The organism is Streptomyces sp. NPDC059373 (assembly GCF_042751495.1).
Taxonomy (GTDB): domain Bacteria; phylum Actinomycetota; class Actinomycetes; order Streptomycetales; family Streptomycetaceae; genus Actinacidiphila.
Genome location: NZ_JBHYXC010000006.1, coordinates 1 through 21,138 on the forward strand (window position 1 = coordinate 1; position 21,138 = coordinate 21,138).

At 72.4% G+C, this 21,138-nt stretch carries 20 protein-coding genes and 2 pseudogenes; 15 read left to right on the top strand and 7 right to left on the bottom strand.

Translation table 11 applies throughout. The features are described from left to right. Positions 1-160: 160 nt before the first annotated feature. Positions 161-784: a ScbR family autoregulator-binding transcription factor gene (locus ACFXJ5_RS12720; protein ID WP_384630363.1), complete on the bottom strand. Its 624-nt coding sequence runs from the start codon at positions 782-784 to the stop codon at positions 161-163. Positions 785-976: 192 nt separating this feature from the next. On the opposite strand from ACFXJ5_RS12720, the gene ACFXJ5_RS12725 reads away from it, so the two are divergent. From ACFXJ5_RS12725 to ACFXJ5_RS12735, 3 genes are all read left to right on the top strand, one after another. After that, positions 977-1,927 (top strand): ScbA/BarX family gamma-butyrolactone biosynthesis protein, encoded by a 951-nt coding sequence (locus ACFXJ5_RS12725; protein ID WP_384630364.1) that lies wholly within the window; start codon positions 977-979, stop codon positions 1,925-1,927. Then, the gene (locus ACFXJ5_RS12730; RefSeq protein ID WP_384630365.1) at positions 1,924-2,874 is read left to right on the top strand and encodes an NAD-dependent epimerase/dehydratase family protein; all 951 of its coding nucleotides are present in this window, start codon (positions 1,924-1,926) and stop codon (positions 2,872-2,874) included. Before ACFXJ5_RS12725 ends, ACFXJ5_RS12730 begins: the two co-directional genes overlap by 4 nt. A gap of 218 nt (positions 2,875-3,092) precedes the next feature. After that, complete coding sequence (locus tag ACFXJ5_RS12735) at positions 3,093-4,007, top strand: LysR family transcriptional regulator (RefSeq protein ID WP_384630366.1); 915 nt, start codon at positions 3,093-3,095, stop codon at positions 4,005-4,007. 203 nt (positions 4,008-4,210) lie between these two features. Here the strand turns inward: ACFXJ5_RS12735 and ACFXJ5_RS12740 are convergent, their stop codons facing one another. Next, positions 4,211-5,065 carry a helix-turn-helix domain-containing protein gene (locus ACFXJ5_RS12740; RefSeq protein WP_384630367.1) on the bottom strand — a complete coding sequence of 285 codons (855 nt, stop codon included), beginning with the start codon at positions 5,063-5,065 and terminating at the stop codon, positions 4,211-4,213. A gap of 102 nt (positions 5,066-5,167) precedes the next feature. On the opposite strand from ACFXJ5_RS12740, the gene ACFXJ5_RS12745 reads away from it, so the two are divergent. Both ACFXJ5_RS12745 and nrfD read left to right on the top strand, forming a co-directional pair. Beyond that, the gene (locus ACFXJ5_RS12745) at positions 5,168-5,770 is read left to right on the top strand and encodes an NADPH-dependent FMN reductase (RefSeq protein ID WP_384630368.1); all 603 of its coding nucleotides are present in this window, start codon (positions 5,168-5,170) and stop codon (positions 5,768-5,770) included. Between the two features lie 170 nt (positions 5,771-5,940). Then, positions 5,941-6,723 (top strand): annotated as a pseudogene (gene nrfD, locus ACFXJ5_RS12750) (NrfD/PsrC family molybdoenzyme membrane anchor subunit); the annotation flags it as partial. Between the two features lie 30 nt (positions 6,724-6,753). On the opposite strand, the gene ACFXJ5_RS12755 reads toward nrfD, so the two are convergent. Together ACFXJ5_RS12755 and ACFXJ5_RS12760 are read right to left on the bottom strand one after the other, a co-directional pair. Further along, positions 6,754-7,719, bottom strand: coding sequence for an LLM class F420-dependent oxidoreductase (locus ACFXJ5_RS12755; RefSeq protein ID WP_384630369.1), 966 nt, complete (start codon positions 7,717-7,719; stop codon positions 6,754-6,756). A 106-nt stretch (positions 7,720-7,825) separates the two neighbouring features. Continuing rightward, positions 7,826-8,121: pseudogene (locus tag ACFXJ5_RS12760) on the bottom strand (cysteine hydrolase family protein); the annotation flags it as partial. Positions 8,122-8,164: 43 nt separating this feature from the next. Between ACFXJ5_RS12760 and ACFXJ5_RS12765 the strand changes: the two are divergent. Together ACFXJ5_RS12765 and ACFXJ5_RS12770 are read left to right on the top strand one after the other, a co-directional pair. Continuing rightward, the gene (locus tag ACFXJ5_RS12765; RefSeq protein WP_384630370.1) at positions 8,165-8,857 is read left to right on the top strand and encodes a HemK2/MTQ2 family protein methyltransferase; all 693 of its coding nucleotides are present in this window, start codon (positions 8,165-8,167) and stop codon (positions 8,855-8,857) included. After that, positions 8,832-9,083, top strand: coding sequence for a CDGSH iron-sulfur domain-containing protein (locus tag ACFXJ5_RS12770; protein ID WP_384630371.1), 252 nt, complete (start codon positions 8,832-8,834; stop codon positions 9,081-9,083). The genes ACFXJ5_RS12765 and ACFXJ5_RS12770 overlap by 26 nt, the downstream gene beginning before the upstream one ends. A gap of 10 nt (positions 9,084-9,093) precedes the next feature. On the opposite strand, the gene ACFXJ5_RS12775 is transcribed toward ACFXJ5_RS12770, so the two are convergent. Then, positions 9,094-10,101: an iron-containing redox enzyme family protein gene (locus ACFXJ5_RS12775; protein ID WP_384630372.1), complete on the bottom strand. Its 1,008-nt coding sequence runs from the start codon at positions 10,099-10,101 to the stop codon at positions 9,094-9,096. 90 nt (positions 10,102-10,191) lie between these two features. Between ACFXJ5_RS12775 and ACFXJ5_RS12780 the strand changes: the two genes are divergently transcribed. The 3 genes from ACFXJ5_RS12780 to ACFXJ5_RS12790 all read left to right on the top strand — a co-directional run bounded on the left by ACFXJ5_RS12780 (position 10,192) and on the right by ACFXJ5_RS12790 (position 12,368). Then, positions 10,192-10,650: an SRPBCC family protein gene (locus ACFXJ5_RS12780; protein WP_384630373.1), complete on the top strand. Its 459-nt coding sequence runs from the start codon at positions 10,192-10,194 to the stop codon at positions 10,648-10,650. A gap of 184 nt (positions 10,651-10,834) precedes the next feature. Then, positions 10,835-11,005: a hydrophobic protein gene (locus ACFXJ5_RS12785; protein WP_384630374.1), complete on the top strand. Its 171-nt coding sequence runs from the start codon at positions 10,835-10,837 to the stop codon at positions 11,003-11,005. A 262-nt stretch (positions 11,006-11,267) separates the two neighbouring features. Next, positions 11,268-12,368, top strand: a complete 1,101-nt coding sequence (locus ACFXJ5_RS12790) for a Rieske 2Fe-2S domain-containing protein (RefSeq protein ID WP_384630375.1) — start codon at positions 11,268-11,270, stop codon at positions 12,366-12,368. A gap of 11 nt (positions 12,369-12,379) precedes the next feature. Here the strand turns inward: ACFXJ5_RS12790 and ACFXJ5_RS12795 are convergent, their stop codons facing one another. Beyond that, on the bottom strand, positions 12,380-12,871 hold the full coding sequence (locus ACFXJ5_RS12795) for a winged helix-turn-helix transcriptional regulator (protein WP_384630376.1): 492 nt from the start codon (positions 12,869-12,871) through the stop codon (positions 12,380-12,382). A 45-nt stretch (positions 12,872-12,916) separates the two neighbouring features. Between ACFXJ5_RS12795 and ACFXJ5_RS12800 the strand changes: the two genes are divergently transcribed. Next, a complete protein-coding gene (locus ACFXJ5_RS12800; RefSeq protein ID WP_384630377.1) occupies positions 12,917-14,380 on the top strand; it encodes an MFS transporter in 1,464 nt (487 codons plus the stop codon). Between the two features lie 33 nt (positions 14,381-14,413). Then, positions 14,414-14,566: a hypothetical protein gene (locus tag ACFXJ5_RS12805; RefSeq protein WP_384630378.1), complete on the top strand. Its 153-nt coding sequence runs from the start codon at positions 14,414-14,416 to the stop codon at positions 14,564-14,566. A gap of 110 nt (positions 14,567-14,676) precedes the next feature. On the opposite strand, the gene ACFXJ5_RS12810 is transcribed toward ACFXJ5_RS12805, so the two are convergent. After that, a complete protein-coding gene (locus ACFXJ5_RS12810) occupies positions 14,677-14,898 on the bottom strand; it encodes a hypothetical protein (protein WP_384630379.1) in 222 nt (73 codons plus the stop codon). 84 nt (positions 14,899-14,982) lie between these two features. Between ACFXJ5_RS12810 and ACFXJ5_RS12815 the strand changes: the two genes are divergently transcribed. The 3 genes from ACFXJ5_RS12815 to ACFXJ5_RS12825 all read left to right on the top strand — a co-directional run bounded on the left by ACFXJ5_RS12815 (position 14,983) and on the right by ACFXJ5_RS12825 (position 21,080). After that, positions 14,983-15,771: an Fpg/Nei family DNA glycosylase gene (locus ACFXJ5_RS12815; protein ID WP_384630380.1), complete on the top strand. Its 789-nt coding sequence runs from the start codon at positions 14,983-14,985 to the stop codon at positions 15,769-15,771. Positions 15,772-16,064: 293 nt separating this feature from the next. Beyond that, entirely contained in the window at positions 16,065-18,851 is a 2,787-nt protein-coding gene (locus tag ACFXJ5_RS12820) for a SpoIIE family protein phosphatase (RefSeq protein ID WP_384630551.1), read from the top strand. A gap of 345 nt (positions 18,852-19,196) precedes the next feature. Then, a complete protein-coding gene (locus ACFXJ5_RS12825; protein WP_384630552.1) occupies positions 19,197-21,080 on the top strand; it encodes an amino acid transporter in 1,884 nt (627 codons plus the stop codon). The last annotated feature ends 58 nt before the right edge of the window (positions 21,081-21,138 follow it).

The following is a 21,138-nucleotide window of genomic DNA, read 5'->3' on the forward strand; positions in this document are numbered from 1 at the left end:
GTCGTCAGTCAACGACGTCCCCCAGCCTGGCGGCTGGGAGGTGCCCCCACCGCGTCGCTTCCTTCTCCCCCAGCCCTGGCGGCTGGGGGTGCCCCCACCGCCTTGCGATCACAGGCGCCAGACCCCGCTCCTTCTCCCACGGAGATCCACAAGACAGGCCCTAACCCGCGAAGTCCGCGCTGCCCTCGGGACGGAACCGGGCCAGGCGACGCGGCGGGACCAGGCCGGGCAACAGCAGCCGCCACATGTCGGTGGTGGCCTGCCGCAGGTCCTCGCGGCCGCTGAGCACCTGGGAGCTGAGCTGCAGCCCGGTCCAACAGCCCACGATGAAACGGGCGGCCGCGGCGGCGTCGACCTCGGAGCGGACGTCACCCCGGCCCTGAGCCTGCGCCAGACAGTCCCGGATGGCCTCGATCCACGTCCGGTAGGGCGTCGGATCGGGATCCTGGAACGTACCCTGCTCGATCACCAGCCGAATCCCGGCCCGCACCCGGACGTCCTCGCGGAGACTGTCCGACATCTGGTGCAGCAGGTCGATCACCGTCTGGACGCCGGGCCGTTCGACGCCCTTGAAGGGCTCCCAGACGGTGAACTGCTCGTCGACGATGGCACGCGCCAGCGCTTCCTTCGAGGCGAAGTGGAAGTACAGCGCCCCCTTGGTCACGCCGGCTTCCTTCACGATGTCGCTCAGGCTCGTCGCGGGAAATCCCGTGGCGTCGAACGCCCGGGCGGCCCCGTCGAGAATGGCGTTGCGGGTGACTTCCGCGCGTTCTTGCCTGGCCAAGATCCCAGCCTCCTTCGTGCCGTGCTGCGCCGCGCCTATACGGAATCCGATCTTCCCGCACGCGGCCGCATTCAGTCTCCCGCACCGGCAGACAAAAAACCAACCACCAAGTATGGTTCTCGACAGCACCGCCGAGCCACGAGCCATGAAACTCGACCTGTCCTGTTCCAGGATCCGCACAGGAGGCCCAAGATGTGTGCACTCGCCGTCGCCGACCGCGCGACTCCGCAGCCCTCACCGGCTGCTGAACCCGAGCTCTTCCTGCAGACCGTACCCCGCACCCTGGTTCACCGCGCCGCAGTTTCCGAGGTGCTGCTCACCGGCATCCGCGACGACGGCCAGGACTCCTTCCGGGTGGGCGCCCAATGGCCACGCGGGCACAGTTACTACCGTGCCGTCGCCCAACGCTGGCACGATCCGGTGCTGCTCGGGGAGTCCATCCGCCAGGCGGTGCTGCTCGTCTCCCACGAGGGGCTCCACATCCCTCTCGGGCACTGCTTCTTCTCGCACACCACCTCGTACGCGGCCGACGCGGACGGGATACTCCTCGCGGACCGGCCGGCCGAAGTCCTCATGACGGCGCGGATACGGGACATCAAACGCCGCGGCCGCCTGGTCGGCGGCTTCGATGTGGACGTCGAGTGCCACCGCGACGGGCAGCGCATCGGACGCGGCCACATGTCGCTGACCTGCGTACCCGCCGCCACGTACCGAAGACTGCGGGGGGACCGGGTGGACGCCCGAGCCGAGCGCTCGGCCGCGCCGCCGGTGGCCCCCGAGACCGTCGGACGGCGGTACGAGACCGATGTCGTACTCGGCACCACCGCCGTGGAACGGGTCTGGACGTTGCGGGCCGATCCCGGCCACCCGGTATTGTTCGACCACCCCGTCGACCATGTCCCGGGAATGGTGGTGATGGAGGGCGCCAGGCAGGCGGCGCTGGCCACCCTGGGCAGTCCGGACGGGCTGGCCGTCGAATGTGCCATCACCTACGGCAAGTTCATCGAGTTCGCCACTCCCTGCCTGGTCTCCGCCGAGGCCGCGACCCCCGGGCCGGACGGACGGCAGGTGGTGAACGTCCACTTCGCGCAGGACGGCGCCACGGTCGCCACCGCCGCCGTCACCGTCGTGGCGGCCCCGTGACGACTCTGGTCTGCGGCGGCACCGGCTTCGTCGGCAGCGCCGTCGTACGCGAGCTGCTGCGGACGGCCGGGCCCGGGGACGTAAGGGTGCTGTCGCGCCGTCCGCTCCCGCCGTGGATGGCTGCCGCCGGGGTCGAGGGGGTGGCGGGGGACCTCGAGGATCCGCGGACGTTGCGCGGCTGTTGCGCGGGGGTGGGGGTGCTGCTGCACCTGTCCAGTTACGTGGGGCGGGATCCGGAACGGTGCACGGCCGTCAACGCCACCGGCACCGCCGCCCTGCTGGACGAGGCGGAGCGGGCCGGAGTCCGCAGGATCGGCTACGTGAGCACCGCGTCCGTCTACGGCCACGGCCCCCACCGGGGCGCCGGGGAGGCCGAGTTGACCCCGGCACCGGCGTCCGCGGCCAGCACCTCGCGGCTGCTCGCCGAAGGGGCGGTGCACGACCGGGGCGGCGTGGTGTTCCGGCCACACCTGGTCTTCGGGCCGGGTGACCGCTGGTTCGTGCCGGCCCTCGTCCGGCTGCTGACCGCCGTGCCCTTCTGGCCGGACGGCGGCCGGGCGCGCTCCTCGCTGATCGCGGTCCAGGACCTCGCCCGCATCATGGCGGCCTTCGCGCTCACCGACCGGCCGCCCACCCCCGGTTCCGTGTGGCACGCCGCCCACCCGGCGCCGGTGCCACTGCGCGACCTGGTCGAGGCGGTGTGGGGCGTCCTGGGGATGGCGGAGCCGCGCGGTGATGTGACGTACGCCGACCACCGGGCGCTGGCCGCGGGTGCGCTGCCCGAGTTGACGGCTCATCAACATGCGCTGCTCACCGGGGACCACTGGTACGACAGCGACGGTGTCTGGCGGGCCCTGGAGCTCGATCCCGGGCCGGGATTCGCCGCCCGGATGGCCGGCTCGCTGCCCTGGTACGGCGAGCATGTGGCGGTGCGCGTCAGCGCTTGAGGACGGATACGCCGGGTGGGCCGCGGTTTCGCGGTCCACCCGGCGTTGCGCTGTCCGCGCGCGTTCATGCAGGTCGTACGAGGTCTGGCGGTCCCCACGGAAGGACGGCGGACGACCCCGCCGACTCCATTGACAAACCTACCGATCGGTTTGTTTACTGACCGAAGGTTCATCGGAGACCCGGGGCGGTACCGACCGGGCCAGGGGGAGTTGACGTCATGGACGCACCTCAGCTCGACGCCTTCATCACCGTCGTCGACGTAGGGAGCTTTACCCGGGCCGCCGCCCGGCTGAGTCTGTCCCAGCCGGCCGTCACCACCCGGATCAAGTCCCTGGAGCAGGGCCTTGGCACCACGCTGCTCGAACGGCTGCCCACCGGCATCAAGCCGACCGCCGCCGGCGCCGAACTGCTGCCGTACGCCCGGGAGATCGTCGCGCTGACCGAGCGCGCCCGCCAGTCGGTCACCTCGGAGGGGCAGCCGCACGGCCGGGTCGACGTCGGCACGGTGGAGAGCCTGACCAACTACCGGCTGCTGCCGGTCATCGAGTACCTCTTCCGGCGCTATCCCAAGGTCCAGATCTCCATGCACGCGTCAGCCTGCGGAGATCCGCCGGCCGGCGTCCGTGACGGCCGGCTGGACTGCGCCTTCTTCGTGGACTCGGCCGGAGGCGACGCCGAGCACCTGGACACCCAGGTGCTGTGCCCCGAACCGCTGGTGCTCGTCGCCGGCCCGGGCCATCCCCTCGCCGGCCGCGACCGTCCCACCGACGCCGAACTGCGCGGCTCCACCCTGATCCGGGCCGACCGTGCCAGGTACCACCGGCAGTTCGAGCAGGCCATCGGCCTCGACACGGCCGCCTCCGGGCCCCGGATCTTCGAGCTCGACTCGGTCGACGCCGCCAAGCAGAGCGTCGCCATGGGCATGGGCATGGCCCTGCTGCCCCGGATCGCCGTCGCCCGCGAACTGGCCGGCGGCCGGCTGTCCCGTATCGACTGGACGCCCCCCTTCGCCGCGTTCACCCAGCTCGTACGCAGGCGCGACAGCGGCTCCAACGCCGCCCTCAACGCGCTTGTTTCCGCCGCCGTGCGAGTGGTCCGGGACGAGCGGATCACGGCACAAGGCTGGGCATGACGCCCCACCCCGTGTCGTCGTCGGTATCGCCTGCGCGTGAAACGCACCGGTCCATTGACATAACCCCCCTGGTTATCCCCGCCCGAATTCCCCGGAACCGATCGTATTCCCGCGCCACTGACGGCTCAACGAATGGACCGGGCCGGTCAATAGAGGAATCGCATGAGGGCATCACCGGAATCCCCGCCCGGGGAACGGCTCCGTCAGTCGTTCACCGCGCGAAGTGCCCCTGGGCGGCGGCCGTTGAGGCGGTCGAGCGCGGCCGAGGTGGCCTCGTCGGCCGGGAGGTGGACGAGCAGGCGCTGGTCGTCGCCGTCCGGCAGCGCCAGGATCTCGAACGCCAACCGCAGTTCACCCGCCTCGGGGTGGACCAGGCGCTCGACGCCCGAACGCTTCGGGATGCCCGGCAGTGTCTCGAGCCGCTCGGTGAAGGGCAGACCGGCGACGACCGTCAACTCGTCGGTGAGCATGGCGATATGGGGATCCGCGCGAAAGGGCTCGCGCTTCAGGCCCGCCACCTGTTCGTCGGCGACGCGGTCCCACTCCGGATAGACGGTACGGGCCCGGGCGTCGGTGAAGACGAAGCGGGCCAGATTGGGCGGGTGGCCGTCCAGCATGCCGACGGGCCCTGCCAGCCGCTCGTAGCCGTCGGTGTACGCCAGCACCTCGCTCAGCCGGTTCAGCAGCACGGCGGGCGTCGGTTCAAGGCGGTCCAGCAGCGCCCGCACGGTCGGGCGCACCGCGCGGGCCGGCGCCGAGGTGCCCAGGCAGACGGAGCTGCCGTCGGTCGGCTTGGTCAGCCGGTGCAGGTGGACGCGCTCCTCGGCCGACAACCGCAGCGCGCCCGCGAGCGCGACCAGCACCTGCGACGACGGCCTGCGGTCCCGTCCCTGCTCAAGCCGGGTGACGTACTCGACACTCACCCCGGCGAGCGTGGCCAGCTCGGCCCTGCGCAGCCCCGGCGTACGACGCCGGGTCCCGCTGGGGAACCCCACCTCGGCGGGGGTGACGGCCGCGCGGCAGAGCCGCAGGAATCTGCCCAGCTCGTTGTCGCTCACCCTGACGAATGTACCGGCCGCGCCGACGCGCATGGTGGCTCTGCCACTACCAGTCTCAGCCCGGCCTCCCTGGTCCGCGCCACACCCCGCAGATTGGTCGCCATGACCCACACCGACCTCAGGCTCGCAGTGATCATCGGCAGTGTCCGGGAGGGGCGCTTCGGCCCGGTCGTCGCCCACTGGTTCCGCGAGCAGGCCGAACTGCACGGCCACTTCGACCTCGACCTCATCGACCTCGCCGACACGCCCCTCCCCCTCCCCATGCCGCCCGAGTCCCCCGCCCTGACCCCCGACCTCCCCCGCCCGGACTCCATGGCCGACCTGACCCGGCGGCTCGACGCGGCCGACGCGTTCGTCGTGGTCACCCCCGAGTACAACCGCAGCTTCCCCGCCTCCCTCAAGGCCGCCATCGACTGGCACTACAACGAGTGGCGGGCCAAGCCCGTCGGCTTCGTCGGCTACAGCGGCGGCAGCGGCGCCCTCCTGGCCATCGAGCAACTCCGCCAGGTCTTCTGCGAACTCCACGCCGTCACCGTCCGCGACCTCGTCACCTTCCCCCGCTACTACCTCCTCTTCGACGCCGACGGCCGCCTCAGGGAGCCGGAGGCTCCCGAAGGCGCGGCAAAGGTGCTGCTCGACCAACTCCTGTGGTGGGCCTCCGTTCTGCACGCCGCCCGCAACGAGCGCCCCTACGCCTTCAGGTAGCGGCCGGCCGCGGCGGCCGCAGACGGCGGTCACCCCCCGTGCAGGCGTCACCGGCCCCGCCCGGGGCAGGCGCAGGACGAAGAGTCGGGGCGTCGCGGTGAAGGAGTGCCGGGTGTTGGTGGCGGAGCGGTGGTGGCCCGCATCACCGGCCGACCAGGCCGTACGGCCTGCGCCCGATCCGGGGCAGGGCGCCGGCCGCGGGGGCCGCCGTGGCCACCGGGTCGGCCGCCGCGCTGGTGCACGACCTGGGGCGGCCCGACCGGTTCGCCAACATGCTGCGGGTGATCAAGCCGACCTCGCCGATGAGCGTCGGTTCCTGGCTGCTGTCCGTGTACGGGCCCGCGGCCGGTGCCGCCGCCTTCCTGGAGCTCACCGGCCGGCTGCCCCGGCTGGGTGCCACGGCGACGGCCGGGGCGGCGCTGCTGGGCCCGGCCGTGGCCTCGTACACGGCGGTCCTCGCCGCCAACACCGCCGTCCCGGCGTGGCACGACGCCCACCGCGAGCTGCCGTTCGTCTTCGTCGGTTCGGCGCCGGCCGCCGCGTCCGGCATGGCGCTGCTCGCCGCGCCGCCCCGCGAGACCGGCCCGGCGCGCCGACTGGCCGTGGCCGCCGTCGTGGCGGAGCAGATCGCCGCCAAGGGCATGGAGCGCCGCCTCGGAATGGTCGCGGAACCGTATGCGCAGGGCCGGGGCGGGCGGCTGATGCGCGCCGCCGGGGTGCTGTCCGCCGTCGGCGCGGCGGGCGCGGTCGTACTCGGCGGCCGCAGCCGTCTGGCCGCCGGGATCAGCGGGGCCGCGCTGCTGGCGGCCTCGGCGTGCACGCGCTTCGGGGTCTTCGAGGCCGGGCTCGCCTCGGCGCGGGACCCGAAGTACACCGTGGTGCCGCAGCGGGAGCGGCTGAGGCAGCGGGAGGAGCAGCTGGGGAGCAGCGGCAGGGACAGCGGCAGGACGTGAAAGAGGTGAACGAGGAGGGCTGACGGGCCCTCACAGCTCGCGCAGCGCGGGCAGCAGCCGCTTCTGCGCCCACTGCAGGAAGTCCCGTTGGGTGTCGCCACCGATCTGGACGAGGGCGACCTCGGTGAAGCCCGCTTCGACGAACGGCCGTACGGCCTCGACGAACGCCTCGACGTCGTCACCGCACGGGATGGACTGCGCGAGGTCCTCCTGCCGGACGAACTCGGTCGCCGACGCGAAGCTCTTCGGGCCGGGCAGCTCGGAGTTGACCTTCCAGCTGCCGCCGAACCAGCGGAACTGATCGTGCGCCCGCTTCACGGCCGTGTCGCGGTCGGGGTCGTACGAGACCGGCAGCTGCCCGACGCGGGGTTTGCCGGCGCCTCCGTTCTCGTCGAAGGCGGTCACCAGCGAGCGCTCCGGCTCCGTCGCGATCACCAGGTCGGCCAGCTCACCCGCGAGCTTGCAGGACTGCGGCCCGGACACCGCGATGCCGATGGGCGGCACCGGGTCGGGGACGTCCCAGAGCTTGGCGGACTCGACGTCGAAGTGGGTGCCCCGGTGGTTGACGTAGCCGCCGCCGAACAGCGCCCGGATGATCTCCACGGCCTCGGCGAGCATCTCGTGCCGCACGTCCGCCGACGGCCAGCCGCCGCCGACGACATGCTCGTTGAGGTTCTCCCCCGCCCCCAGGCCGAGGCGGAAGCGGCCTTCGGACAGCAACTGGACCGTCGCGGCCTTCTGGGCGACCACGGCGGGGTGGTAGCGGAACGTCGGGCAGGTCACGTACGTCATCAGCGGGATGCGGGAGGTCGCCTGCGCGGCGGCGCCGAGGACGCTCCACGCGTACGGGGAGTGCCCCTGCGTGTCCAGCCATGGAAAGTAGTGGTCCGAGGTGACGGAGAAGTCGAACCCGGCGGCCTCGGCGCGGACGACGTGGTCCACCAGCTCTCGCGGGCCTGCCTGTTCGGTCATCATGGTGTATCCGAAGGTCGTCATGTCCGCTCGCTTCTCTTACGGCCCCCCTCTGCGGTCACCGGAGCGGCTACCCGGCACCTACCGGGATATCCGCGCCCGGGTTCTGGATCTTGACCGCGTCGGCGGTCAGGACGAGATGGTCGACGCCGTGCGTGCCGAGGAGGCACTCCAGCGGGGTCTGGAAGAAGATCGAGTGCCGTGCCTTCACCACAAGAGCGAGTTCTCGTCGGGCCGGGTCGGCTCCACGAGGTCGCCGTGCGGGCCGTTCAGCGCGGTCTTGAGCAGTTCCTCGTGACGGGAGCACCAACGGCCGTAGTTGTCGTTGACGTAGATGACCTCGACCCCCGAGGGGAGCAGCAGGTCGGCGTCCTCGTGCTCGTAGAGGTTGATCATGTCGATGATGACGAGTGCGGTGTCGGCCATGGCTCACTCCTACCCCGAGTCAGGCGATTTCCGCTGGTTTGAGATGGTTTCTTCGAGGTACCCGTGGCCTGTGCCACTACTGCGACCACCGAACGTCTACCCGCCCCAGAGCGATACGTGGCTTCTCGCCCGCGCTCTGCGGACAGCGGCGATACGGCCCGGCTCCCGGGTGCTGGATCTGTTCACCGGCACCGGGGCGCTGGCCCTGGCGGCCGTACGCGCCGGGGCGGGGCAGGTCACTGCCGTGGATCTGTCGCCGTGGGCGGTGCTGGCGGCCCGGTGCAATGCCGCGCTGCGGCGGGCGCCGGTGCGGGTGCTGCGCGGGGACCTGACGGATCCGGTGGCGGGCGAGGAATTCGACGTCGTCGTGGCCAATCCGCCCTATGTGGCCGCCCCCCACCGCCCCCGCCTGCCGCACGGCGGGCGCGACTTGGCCTGGGACGCCGGTCCCGACGGCCGGGCGCTGCTCGACCGCCTGTGCGCGGCGGCCCCGCCCCGCCTGGCGCCCGGCGGCACGCTGCTGCTGGTGCAGTCCGTCCTGAGCGGCACTGAGTGGACCCTCGCCCTGCTGCGCGGCGCGGGGCTCAAGGCCGCCGTCATCGACCGGGCGACCGTCCCCTTCGGGCCGGTGATGCGCTCGCGCGCCGACCGCCTCCGGGAGCGCGGTCTGCTCGCCCCCGGCCAGAACACCGAGGAACTGGTGGTGATCCGTGCCGACAAACCCCGCCACCCCTGACTGGCCCCCTGACCGGCCCACCGACCTGCGGACCGACCGACCGCGCCGGGTCGTCGTGGTCCCCCAGGGCCCGATCCTGATCGAGGGCCCGGTCGAGGTCGCCCTCGACGACGGCCGTACTGTCACCTCCGACCGCTTCGTCGTCGCCCTCTGCACCTGCCACCGCAGCGGCGCCTACCCGTGGTGCGACACCAGCCACCGCCGCAGCCACCGGCCGCGCCGCTAGGCGATAGCCGCTAGCCCCGCAGGGAGCTGCGGCCCGCCTGCCAGGCGTCGAGCAGATAGTGCTCCAGGCGGTCGTCGAGGAGGCCGGTGGCCTGGATGCCGAAGACCACGTCGGCGGTCAGGCCGGGCTCGGTGGCCAGGAGGCCGCCGATGACGTCGCGGCGCATGACCTGCTCATGGACGGCGTCGGCCTCGATGTGCTCGCTGTAGAAGTGGCGGCAGGCCGGGCCCGCGCCCAGCCGGTCGATGGCGTCGACCATGCGGCGGGCGGCGGGGGCGGTGCTGATCTCGCCGGCCGCGAAGTGCCCCACCAGGGCGCCGCGCAGGGCGCGGTGGAGCCCGAGGTGGGACATCAGGTTGACGGTGGCGAGGGTGGCGGCGGGGACGGCGTCCAGGTAGCGGCCGTACGAGGGGTCGAGGCCGGCGTCCGCCATCAGGTCGGCGAACAGCCGGGCGTGGACGCGCTCGCCGCGCCCGGCACCGAACTCGTCGTACTCCACCGCGACCAGTGAGGCCTTGGCCTGCCCTTCCAGACGCGGGATCACCCAGGCCTGCGGGTCCGCCTCCTTGAGCTGGTAGAGGGAGCGGTGCACGAAGTACTCGCGCAGCTGCCCGACGCCGCCCTCGCGCCGCAGGTACGCGGCGACCCCGCCCGCCTCGCGCGGCTCGGTGAGCAGCGCGTCCAGTTCGGCGTCGAGGTCGTCCCGGCCGGTGCCGCCCGCCACGTCCGCCCGCAGCGCCCGCTCGAACACGCCCTCCATGGCCCCGCGCAGCGTCAGCAGGGCCCCGTCCCACTCCCAGCCGGAGTCCACGCCGGCGAAGCCGCGGTAGTGCAGCTCGTAGCAGGTGTAGAGGGCGAGTTGCAGATCCTCGCCGTACGGATCGGCGTCATCGACGCGGACCTCGGGCAGCGGTTCGCCGGGCCTGCGATGGCCGAGCGCCTCCCGTACGGCGGCGGACAGCGTCCCCCGGGGCTCCGGCAGCGGGATGTCGGTGGTGGCGGCGACGCTCGCGGTCATATGGCTCGCCTGCCCCGAAGAACGGGAGTTTCAATCCTCCGCCGAGCGGAAACCCGCTCATCGCACCGATCTCCCGAAAGGAGACATCCGATGAGCACGGTCGCGGAATCCGTGGACGTCGAGGTCCCGGTCCACACCGCCTACAACCAGTGGACGCAATTCGAGGAATTCCCGCATTTCATGGAGGGCGTGGAGCAGGTCACCCAGCTCGACGACCGCCACAACCACTGGGTCACGAGTGTCGCGGGCGCGCGCCGGGAGTTCGACACGGAAATCATCGATCAGCTCCCGGACGAGCGGGTCGCATGGCGCACCGTAACCGGCGACGTGAGGCAGAAGGGCGTCGTGACCTTCCAGCGGCTCGACGAGACCCACACGCGGGTCAACCTGGCCATGGACGTCGAGCCGTCGGGCCTGGCGGAGAAGGCCGCCGACATGGTCGGCATCATCGACCGCCGGGCCAAGGGCGATCTGCGGCGCTTCAAGGAGTACATCGAGGATCGCGGCAGCGAGAGCGGAGCCTGGCGCGGCCGGATCTCCCCGGTCTGACGCGGTGAGCCCGGCCTGACCCGCTCCCTGGGCGGACGTACGCGGATGGCGGCGGCACCGCACCTGGGACGGTCGGCCCGCGGACGACGCCGTCGCTTTTCCGCGTATCGGGGAGGTAGTTCCGGAAACCCGGGCTGTGTCATGCCGGGAATTCGGGGCACCCACATCGGCAGGAGGTACTGATATGGTCCCGCTTCTCTTGGTGCTGCTTCTTGTCCTGATTCTTTTCGGGGCAGGGTTCGCGGTGAAGATTCTCTGGTGGATCGCGCTGGCTGTGCTGGTTGTCTGGCTGATCGGCTTTGTCACGCGCGGCGCGGCCCCCGGTGGGGGCAGGTCCCGTTGGTACCGGTGGTAGACGGAGCCAACCGCGGAAGGGCGGCGGATCGTCCGCCGCCCTTCCGCGTGTCCGGCTGCCCGGCCGGCGTGCGGAAGGCGCCACCGGCAGCTGATGTCCCAACGTGCCGGTGCCCCGCCCCCGCCGGCGCCGGGCGGGAACTGTCCCTCGGGTAGCCGTCCGATGACCGAGGGACGGAAGACGTGGACCCTGCCGGACCGTGACGATGTACGGGAACTGCGCCTGCCGCCCGCGGCAGGATCCAGGCAGGAGTACGCGGGCGATGCCGAACGCCCCCCTCGGTGGCTTCGTCACCCTGCTGGGCGTCCACAGCGCGGGCGTCGGAGCCGTCACCAGCCCCCTGCGCGCGCCCTTCTCCCGCTTCGAGGGCACCACCGGTCCGGCCGGGCTGGAGGAGGACGCCCCGGGCTGGACGACGACGCCTCTGCTCGGCCAACCGGGCTTCGCCGGGGAAACCCCGTTTGCCGGGAGCCGGGAGGGAAAGCCGCTCAGCATGAGGCTTACGCAGGCAATGCATGCGATGGAAGCTCTTGAGGGCCAGGACCGACTCGACGGCCTGGCCGATTCACTGCGGCGGGTCGTACGGGCGCTGCCACTGGGCGCGGGCCGCGACGTGCTGCGCGGGCTGTGGCTGGGACATCCGCTGCACCCGGCGCTCGTCCAGGTCCCGATCGGGGCCTGGACCTCGGCCGCCGTACTCGACCTGCTCCCCGGTGAGAGCCGCGCCGCCCGCCGCATGGTGGCCCTGGGCCTGGCCGGTGCCGGGCCGGCCGCGCTGGCCGGCTGGGTGGACTGGGCGGAGTTGCGTCCCCGGCAGGCCCGGGTGGGCGTGGTGCACGCCGCGGCGAACGTCACGGCTGTCGCCGCGTACGCCGGTTCGCTGGCCGCCCGGATGAACGACCGCCCGGCCCTGGGCCGCGCCCTCGGCTTCGCCGGCCTCACCGTCGCCACGGTCGGCGGCATCCTCGGCGGCCACCTCGCCTACCGGCAGGCCGCGGGCGTCAACCACGCCGAGGCGGTGCCGCTGCTGGTGGAGCCCGGCTGGCACCGCCTCGGCGACCTGGCCGAGTTCCCGGTCGGCGAGCCCCGCCGCCGCATGGTCGACGAGGTCCCCGTGCTGGTCGTCCGCGAACCCGGCGACGTCGTCCACGTCCTCGCCGACCGCTGCAGCCACCTCTCCGGCCCCCTCTCCGAGGGCAAGCTCACCGACGACGGCTGCATCGAATGCCCCTGGCACGGCAGCCTCTTCCGCCTCTCCGACGGTGCGAACCTCCATGGCCCGGCCACCGCCCCCCAGCCAACCTTCGTCAGCCGGGTCACGGCCGAGGGCCAGGTGGAGGTACGGCTCCCCGAACAGGACTGACCGGCCAGGCCCTACGCGGCGTCCACCGGGCCCGTACGGTCCCAGCCCGGGGTGCGGACCTCGAGGGCGAGGGTGCCGGGGGTGGCCTCCTCGCCGCAGGTGCGGCAGACCCAGGCGGCGTCGAGCTCGTGGTCGGGGCCGTGGGAGGGGTGGTGGCGCAGGACGGTGGGGGGCTCGGCCATGAGCCACTTGTCGCCCCAGGCGAGCAGGGAGCGGATGACGGGGTCGAGATCGCGGCCGGCCTCCGTGAGGTGGTACTCGAAGCGCGGCGGGCGCTCGTTGTAGGGGCGGCGCTCGATGACCCCGGCCTGCTCAAGGGCGCGCAGTCGGGCGGCCAGGCGGTCGCGGGGGGCGCCGGTGTTGCGGGCGATGGCGTCGAAGCGGTGGTTGCCGAAGAAGATCTCGCGGACGGCGAGGAGCGCCCATTTCTCGCCGATCACGTGGAGGGTGGCGGCGGCGGAGCAGGGGCGTCCGGGCAGCGCGGCCGGTGCGGAACCGTTCATGGGACAAGGTTGCCATCTCAAACCCACCCGGGCTACTTTGCCGCCATGACCACCGTTGGAAAATCAAACTCACTCGCGCGGAGCCGGCCCGCCGCGACCGCGTTGATCGTGTCGGCCGGCGTCTTCGTCGTGAATCTCGACCTGTTCATCGTCAATGTGGCCGTCCCCGCCCTCGGCCGCTCCTTCGACGGCGCCTCGCTCGCCTCGCTGTCGTGGGTGCTCAACGCTTACGCCATCGTCTTCGCGGCCCTGCTGGTGGTGGCCGGACGGCTCGCCGATCGGTACGGCCACCGCCGCGGCTTCCTGCTCGGCCTGGCGGTCTTCACCGCGGCCTCCGCGCTCTGCGCGGCCGCCCCGGACGTCGGCTGGCTGGTCGCGGCCCGGGTGGTGCAGGCGGCCGGGGCAGCCGCACTGATGCCGACCTCGCTGGCGCTGCTGCTGGTCAACACCCCGCCGGAGCGCCGTCCGCGGGCCATCCGGGGGTGGGCGGCCATCGGCGGCATCGCGGCCGGGCTGGGCCCGGTGGCCGGCGGGCTGCTGGTGGAGGCGGACTGGCGGTGGGTGTTCCTGGTCAACGTCCCCGTGGGCGTGGCCGGGCTGATCGCCGGGGCCCGGCTGCTGCCCGACGCCCGCCCGCACCGCGAGGGGCCGCTGCCGGACCTCGCGGGGGCCGTACTGCTCACGCTCGGGATCGGCGCGCTGGCCCTCGGGCTGGTCAAGTCCGGCGCCTGGGGCTGGGCCTCAACCGGTGTGATCGGTTCCCTGGCCGGGGCGGTCCTGCTGGGCGCCGCCTTCTGGCTGCGGTCGGCCCGGCATCCGGCGCCGATCGTCGAACTGCCCCTGCTGCGCGTCCCCGCCTTCGCCGTCGCCACGCTCGCCGCCCTGCTGTTCACCGTCGCCTTCGCGGCGATGCTGCTCACCTCGGTGCTGTGGTGCCAGCAGGTCTGGGGTTACTCGGCGATCCGTACGGGACTCGCCATCGCCCCCGGGCCGCTGGTGGTGCCCGCGCTCGCGATGGCCTCGGGAGGCGTCGTACGACGGCTGGGCGCTGGACGTACGGCGGCCCTGGGGTGCCTGCTGTTCGCCGGGGGCCTGGGGTGGTGGGCCGGTGCGCTGGGCACGAGCCCGCGCTACGCGGCCGAGTTCCTGCCCGGCATGCTGATCACCGGCGTCGGCGTGGGCTTCGCGCTGCCCACTCTGGTCGGGGCGGCGGCCGCCGCACTTCCGCCGCATCGGTTCGCCACCGGCTCGGCCGTCACGACGATGGCCCGCCAGACCGGTGCCGTACTCGGCGTCGCCCTCATGGTCACCCTGCTCGGCGAGCCCGGCACCGCTGACGCCGCCCTCACCGCCTTCCGGCACGGCTGGGTGGCCGCCGTGGCCGCCGCGTGCCTCGCCGCTGTCGCGGCACTGGCCCTGCGCAGGCCGGCCGGCATTCCGGACGGGGCGCCGGTGGCCGTACGGCCGAGGAGCGTGGTGCCGGATCTGCCGGAGCGGCCGGATCGCTGACAAGCCCGCTGCCGTCCCGGCGCGGGCCTCGCCATGCGTGAAGAAGCCGTCAGCGAGTTCTCACCCGGCCCCGCTGTTTCCCCCTTCGGCCGGACCGTCCTGCCCGGCGCCGACAAGGCCGACGACGACGTCGGACCCCGCAAGGCGCCCCTCCATACCGCCCTCACCACCGCCGGCGGACCCTGACACCTGGAAGGGGTTCGTCGCGGGGCGCGGCGAGGCCTTCGTGGCGCGGGGAACCGCCGGTTCGGGTGCGGAGAACATCGAGGCGCCCTGGTCAGGCGCGGCCGGCCGGGTCAAAGCTTGGCCATCTTGGAGAAGGGACTGGTGATCCGTGCCCGGAAGGAACCGAAGTCCACGAGGACGGCGATCTCGTCCTCGATACCGATGACGCGGCCGAGGCCGTGCTCATCGTGGGAGACCCGATTCCCTATGTCGAACGACTTCAGCGGCGGTGCCACCGGGGCTTTGAAGGGGCTGGAAGGCAGGACGCGTCTGGTAACTGCTGGCTTCGTCATTGACTCCAGTATGCGGCAGTACCCCAAGCACTGGTGCCCCCCTTCTGGGTAGGCGTGGTGCGCGAGCACGAGGGAGATGGCGCCATGCCCGAGCTTCCGGACGTCGAAGGCTTCCGCCGGGTCCTGGCCTCGTGCGGTCAGGGCCGGCGCATCGAGCGGGTCCAGGTGGCCGATCCGGGGGTGCTGCGGGGCGTGAGCGTACGCAGGCTGCGGGAGGAACTGCGGGGCCGCACCCTCGCCGAGCCGGAGCGGCACGGCAAGTGGCTGATCGCCCGCACCGAGGGCGGACCGGCCCTGCTGCTGCACTTCGGGATGACCGGCGAGCTCCTGTGCCGCCCGCCGGAGGACCCACCGCACCCGTACGACCGGGTCCTGCTCGCCCTCTCCTACGGTCGGGGCCTGCGCTACCGGGACCAGCGCAAGCTTCAGGGCCTGCGGCTCGCCGCGACCGAGGCCGACATCGACCGGATCCTCGACCGGCAGGGCCCGGACGCGCTGGCTGTGGACCGCGACACGTTCACCGAACTGCTGGCCGGGCGGCGCGGACGTATCAAGGCCGTACTGATGGACCAGTCCGTCCTGGCGGGCCTGGGCAATCTCCTCACCGACGAGATCCTCTGGCGGGCCCGTACCGCCCCCGCCCGCCCCGCCAACCGGCTCCGCGAGGACGACTACCGGCGGCTCCACGCCACCATGCGCCGGGTCCTGCGCTCCTCCGTACGCGACGGCCGCGTCCCCGTCCGCCCCTCCTGGCTCACCGGCCACCGCGACGACCCCGACCCGGTGTGCCCACGCTGCGGGGGCCACCTGCGCCGGGACCGGATCGCCGGGCGCACCACGGTCTGGTGCCCGCACTGCCAGGGCGGAACCTAGGATCAGGCCGATCAGGACGTAGACGACGCCGTGCGCGGCAAAGCCCACGCGTCCCGCTGCGGTCAGCGCCTCCTTCCGGCCCGGTGCCGCAGCCCTGACGGTGCGGCCCGGATGGTGCGCGCTGCTGGGTGTCACGATGCCCTCCCTGCGACCCGGGCACGCGATGCGTGCCCCTGGCCAGGAGGTCCCTGGCGGCCGGAAACCGTTGCACCTGCGGGGATATAGTAGTTTTTGGCTTCTTTTGGGGGTCAACAGCCGATCGGCCGCAGATCGGAGGCGTCGACGTGGAGACGATGTCTGCTTCCGGCCCGCCGAAACCGGCGGAGCCCCCGGAGGCCGACCGGCTGCGGTTGGCGTTGCGGCAGGCGGTGACCGCTCTCGGCGGTCTGGGCGGGATGGTGCACCTGTACGGGCCCGGAGGCAGTCGGCGGCTGCGGCTGGCGGCGAGCAGCGGGCTGTCGCGGGAACTGGCCCGCCGCTGGGACGAGATCGCCGAGGACGCCGTGGACCTGGCCGCGGTCCGCGCGCTGCGTGAGGACGCTGCGGTATGGCTGCCGCTCCCCCGGAAAGGCAGTGGTCTCCCCCCGCGCACCGGGATGGCGTCCGTCCCGATCCGCGCCGGGGACGGCCCACTGGGGGCGCTGTCCGTGGTGACGTCGGGGACCGGGCCGCCCACCACCGCGCAGCTCGGCTTCCTCGAAGGGGCCGCCCGGTGGATCTCCGAGCGGCTGCGGCTTCAGCAGGCGCTCGACACGGTCCGGGTCGGGGCCTGGGACTGGAACATCCGTACCGGTGACATCGTCTGGGACGACACGATGCCGCTGGTGCTCGGCATCGCCCCGGAGGACTTCGACGGGCGGATCGAGACCTGGCGGGGTCTCGTCCACCCCGAGGATCTGCCGGCGGTCGTGGCGCAGGCCGAGCAGGCCCTGCGCAAAGGCGGCGAGTACAACGTCAGGCACCGGGTACGGCGGCCGGACGGGACGGTCGGCTGGGTGGAGGCCCGGGGCCGGATCATCGTCGGCGAGGACGGCGAACCGGCCCGCATGGTGGGGCGCCTGTGGGAGACCACCGAGACCCGCGCCGCCATGGACTCGGTGGGTCGCGCCCTACGGCACATGAGCGACGGTTTCCTCGCGGTCGACGCCAACTGGCGGATCCTGTACGTCAATGTCCGCGCCGAGCGGCTGCTCGGGTCCTCGCGGGAACTCGCCGGCCGCACGCTCTGGGACATCCCGGCGGTCCGCGTACCCGGCTTCGAGGAACGGTGCCGCCAGGCCTCCGCCGAACGCATCCCGGCCGGGCTGGACATCCGCTCCCCCGCCGACCGGCGCTGGTATCACATGCGGCTGATCCCGGTGCCGGACGGGCTGACCGTCTACCTGACCGACGTCACCGAGAAGCGGCAACTGGAGGCGGAGCACGCGGCCATGGAACGGGCGGCCGCCGAACGGGCCACCCACATCGGGCTGCTGACGACGGCACTCGCCGAGGCCCTGACCGTCGAGGACGTGGTGACCGCCGCCGCCCAGCGGGTGCTGCCGCTCTTCGGCGCCACCGGGCTGATCGTCCAGGCCATCGAGCGCGGCCAGGTGCGGGCCGTCGGATCGGTCGGATACCCCCGGTCGTTCGTCGACCAGCTCGGCGACCGCCCCGCGGACAACCCGCTCGACCGCTCGCTGACCGACGGCGTCCCGAGGTTCTTCGCCTCACCGGAGGAGATGGATGCCGACTTCCCCGGCGTCGGCTCCTTCGCGGCCCTGGGCGGCAAGCGCTCCTGGGCGTTCCTGCCGCTGCTGGTGTCCGGCCGTCCCGTCGGCGGCTGCGTCATCTCCTTCGACCGGCCCCGCCGGCTCACCGGGGAGGAGCGCGCCCTGCTCGTCGCGCTCAGCGGACTGATCGCCCAGACCCTGGAAAGGGCCCGGCTGTACGACGCCGAGCACGGCCGCGCCCAGGAGTTGCAGCGTGGTCTGCTCCCCCGCGTACTGCCGTCCCTGCCCGCCGTCACCACCGCCGCCCGCTACCTGCCGGCCAGCGAGGGCATGCTCGGCGGTGACTGGTACGACGTCATCCCGCTCTCCGCCGACCGGGTCGCCCTGGTCATCGGGGACGTGATGGGCCACGGCCTGCCCGAGGCCGCCACCATGGGCCGGCTGCGCACCGCCGTCCATACCCTGGCCGGACTCGAACTGCCCCCGGACGAGGTCTTCTCGCATCTCAACGACCTGGTCAGCGACCTCGGCGACGACTTCTACGCGACCTGTCTGTACGCCCTCTACGATCCCGCCACCGGTGCCTGCACCTTCGCCTGCGCGGGGCACCCCCCGCCGGCCGTCGTCCACCCCGACGGCCGGGTGCGCCTCCTCGACCTGGCCGCCGACCCGCCGCTCGGCGCGGCCACGCCGCCGTTCGAGACCACCGAGGTGAAGCTGCCCGAGGGAAGCCTTCTGGTCCTCTACACCGACGGGTTCGTGGAGTCCGCCCGGCGCGACATCGACAGCGGCATCGCGCAGCTGGCCGGCGTACTGGCCACCCTTCCCGACGCGACCCCGGCCGACGACCGGGCCGGCGAGGCCGGGCGCCTCGACCGGCTCTGCGAGTCGCTCGCCGCCGCGCTGCTGCCCGCCCAGGAGCAGACCAGCGACGACGCCGCCGTGCTCATCGCCCGCATCCACGCCCTCCTGCCCCAGGACGTGGCGTCGTGGACGCTGCCGGACGACCCCGTCGCGGCAGGCCAGGCCCGCGAGTACATCCGCCGTCAACTGGCCGACTGGCAGCTCGACGATCTCGTCATGACCACCGAACTGCTCGCCAGCGAGCTGATCGGCAATGTCGTGCGGCACGCCAAGGGCCCCGTACAACTGCGCCTCCTGCGGAGCCGCACGCTCATCTGCGAGGTCTCCGACGGCAGCCTCACCACGCCCCGTATCCGCCGGGCCCGAGAGACCGACGAGGGCGGCCGCGGGCTTCAGCTCGTGGCCGCCCTCAGCCAGCGCTGGGGCACCCGTTACACCTCCGACGGCAAGTGCATCTGGACCGAGCAGCTCCTGCCCGAGGCCGACGCCCGGACGACGCGTTAAGAACGCGTCAGGATTTCCCGTCCACCCGCACCCGGCGCGCCATGCGGGACATGGTGGGAGCAATGCGCGGGTCGCACGCAACGGCGCGTCGTTGACCTGCGCTTTCGGCTGGTTCCGGGGGATTACCTGCGGCTGCCGCCGACAAGCGGCGGCCGTCGCTTCGTCGTGGCGAGCATCGGCCGCCATGGCCGCGTTGCGTACTCTGACCTGGCCATCCGCCGATGGCCGGTTTTGCTTCACGTACGACAGGAGTACCCGGTGGCCACGTCCGCCCCCGCCGCGTCCGAACCCGAGGCCACCCCGCGGCACCGCTTGCGTGCCTGGTTGCTCGAGGGCCTGTCCGACATGGCCAAGCACCAGCAGGGCCCGCATGCCCAGCCGACCTCCGCGCACAAGGGTCAGCGGTGGTGGCGGGTGATGTGCCTGACGGGTGTGGACTACTTCTCGACACTGGGCTATCAGCCGGGCATCGCCGCGCTGGCGGCCGGGCTGCTGTCGCCGGTGGCGACCATCGTGCTGGTGATCGTGACGCTGGCCGGGGCGCTGCCGGTGTACCGGAGGGTGGCGGAGGAGAGCCCGCACGGTGCGGGTTCGATCGCGATGCTGGAGCGGCTGCTGTCGTTCTGGCAGGGCAAGTTGTTCGTCCTGGCGCTGCTGGGCTTCGCGGCCACCGACTTCCTGATCACGATCACTCTGTCGGCGGCCGACGCCGCGACCCACCTGGTGGAGAATCCGCACTTCACCAGCGTGCTGCAGGGCCAGGAGATGATCATCACCCTGGTGCTGGTGGCGCTGCTCGGCGCGGTGTTCCTCAAGGGCTTCCTGGAGGCGATCGGGGTCGCCGTCGCCCTGGTCGGGCTCTACCTGGCGCTCAACGTCGTCGTGGTCGGGGTGGGCCTGTGGCACATCCTGACGGCCGCGCATGTCGTCACCGACTGGTCCAGCGCTCTGACCGCGAAGCACGGGAACATCTTCGTGATGATCGGCGTGTCACTGGTGATCTTCCCGAAGCTGGCGCTGGGCATGTCCGGCTTCGAGACCGGCGTGGCGGTCATGCCGCACGTCGAGGGCGACCCCAGCGACACGGAGGAGAAGCCGGCCGGGCGGATCCGGGGGACGAAGAAGCTTCTGACCACCGCCGCGGTGATCATGAGCGTCTTCCTGATCGCCACCAGCTTCATCACGACGCTCCTCATCCCGGCGAAGGACTTCCAGAACGGCGGCCCGGCCAACGGCCGCGCCCTCGCCTACCTGGCGCACGAGTACCTCGGCTCCGCCTTCGGCACCGTGTACGACTTCTCCACCATCGCCATCCTGTGGTTCGCCGGCGCCTCGGCCATGGCGGGGCTGCTCAACCTGATGCCCCGCTACCTGCCCCGCTACGGCATGGCCCCGCACTGGGCCCGTGCGGTGCGCCCCATGGTGCTGGTCTTCACGCTGATCGCCTTCCTGGTGACCTGGATCTTCAACGCCAACGTCGACGCCCAGGGCGGCGCCTACGCCACCGGCGTGCTGGTGCTCATGAGCTCGGCGGCCATCGCCGTCACCATCGCCTGCCACAAGGCCGGGCAGCGCAACGGGATGATCGCCTTCGCCGTCATCTCGGCGGTCTTCCTCTACACGACCGTCGTCAACGTCATCGAGCGGCCCGACGGTGTGAAGATCGGCGCCTGCTTCATCGCGGGCATCATCCTGGTCTCGCTGCTCTCCCGGCTCGCCCGCGCCTTCGAACTGCGCGTCACCAGCGTGACCCTCGACGACATGGCCGAGCGGTTCGTACGCGACATCGCGAACCGCAAGATCCGCTTCATCGCCAACGAGCCCGACCGCCGCGACGTCGCCGAGTACCGGGACAAGGTCCAGCAGATCCGGGCCGACAACGACCTCCCGGCCGAGGAGGACTTCGTCTTCGTCGAGGTCACCGTCCTCGACCCGTCGGAATTCGAGTCCGGGCTGAGCGTGCGCGGCGAGGTGATGTGCGGCCGCTATCGCGTGCTGACGCTGGAGAGTTCCTCCGTCCCCAACGCGCTCGCCGCACTGCTCCTCTACGTACGTGACACGACCGGTCAGCGCCCGCACATCTACTTCGAGTGGACCGAGGGCAACCCCTTCACCAACTTCCTGCGCTTCTTCCTCTTCGGCCAGGGCGAGGTCGCCCCCGTCACCCGCGAAGTCCTGCGCGAGGCCGAGCCCGACCGCGCCCGGCGCCCCCGCGTCCACGTCGGATAGTCGGACATTTCGGGCGCACGCTTGACGGACTCCATGACGGGCGGATCCGGGTGGCGGC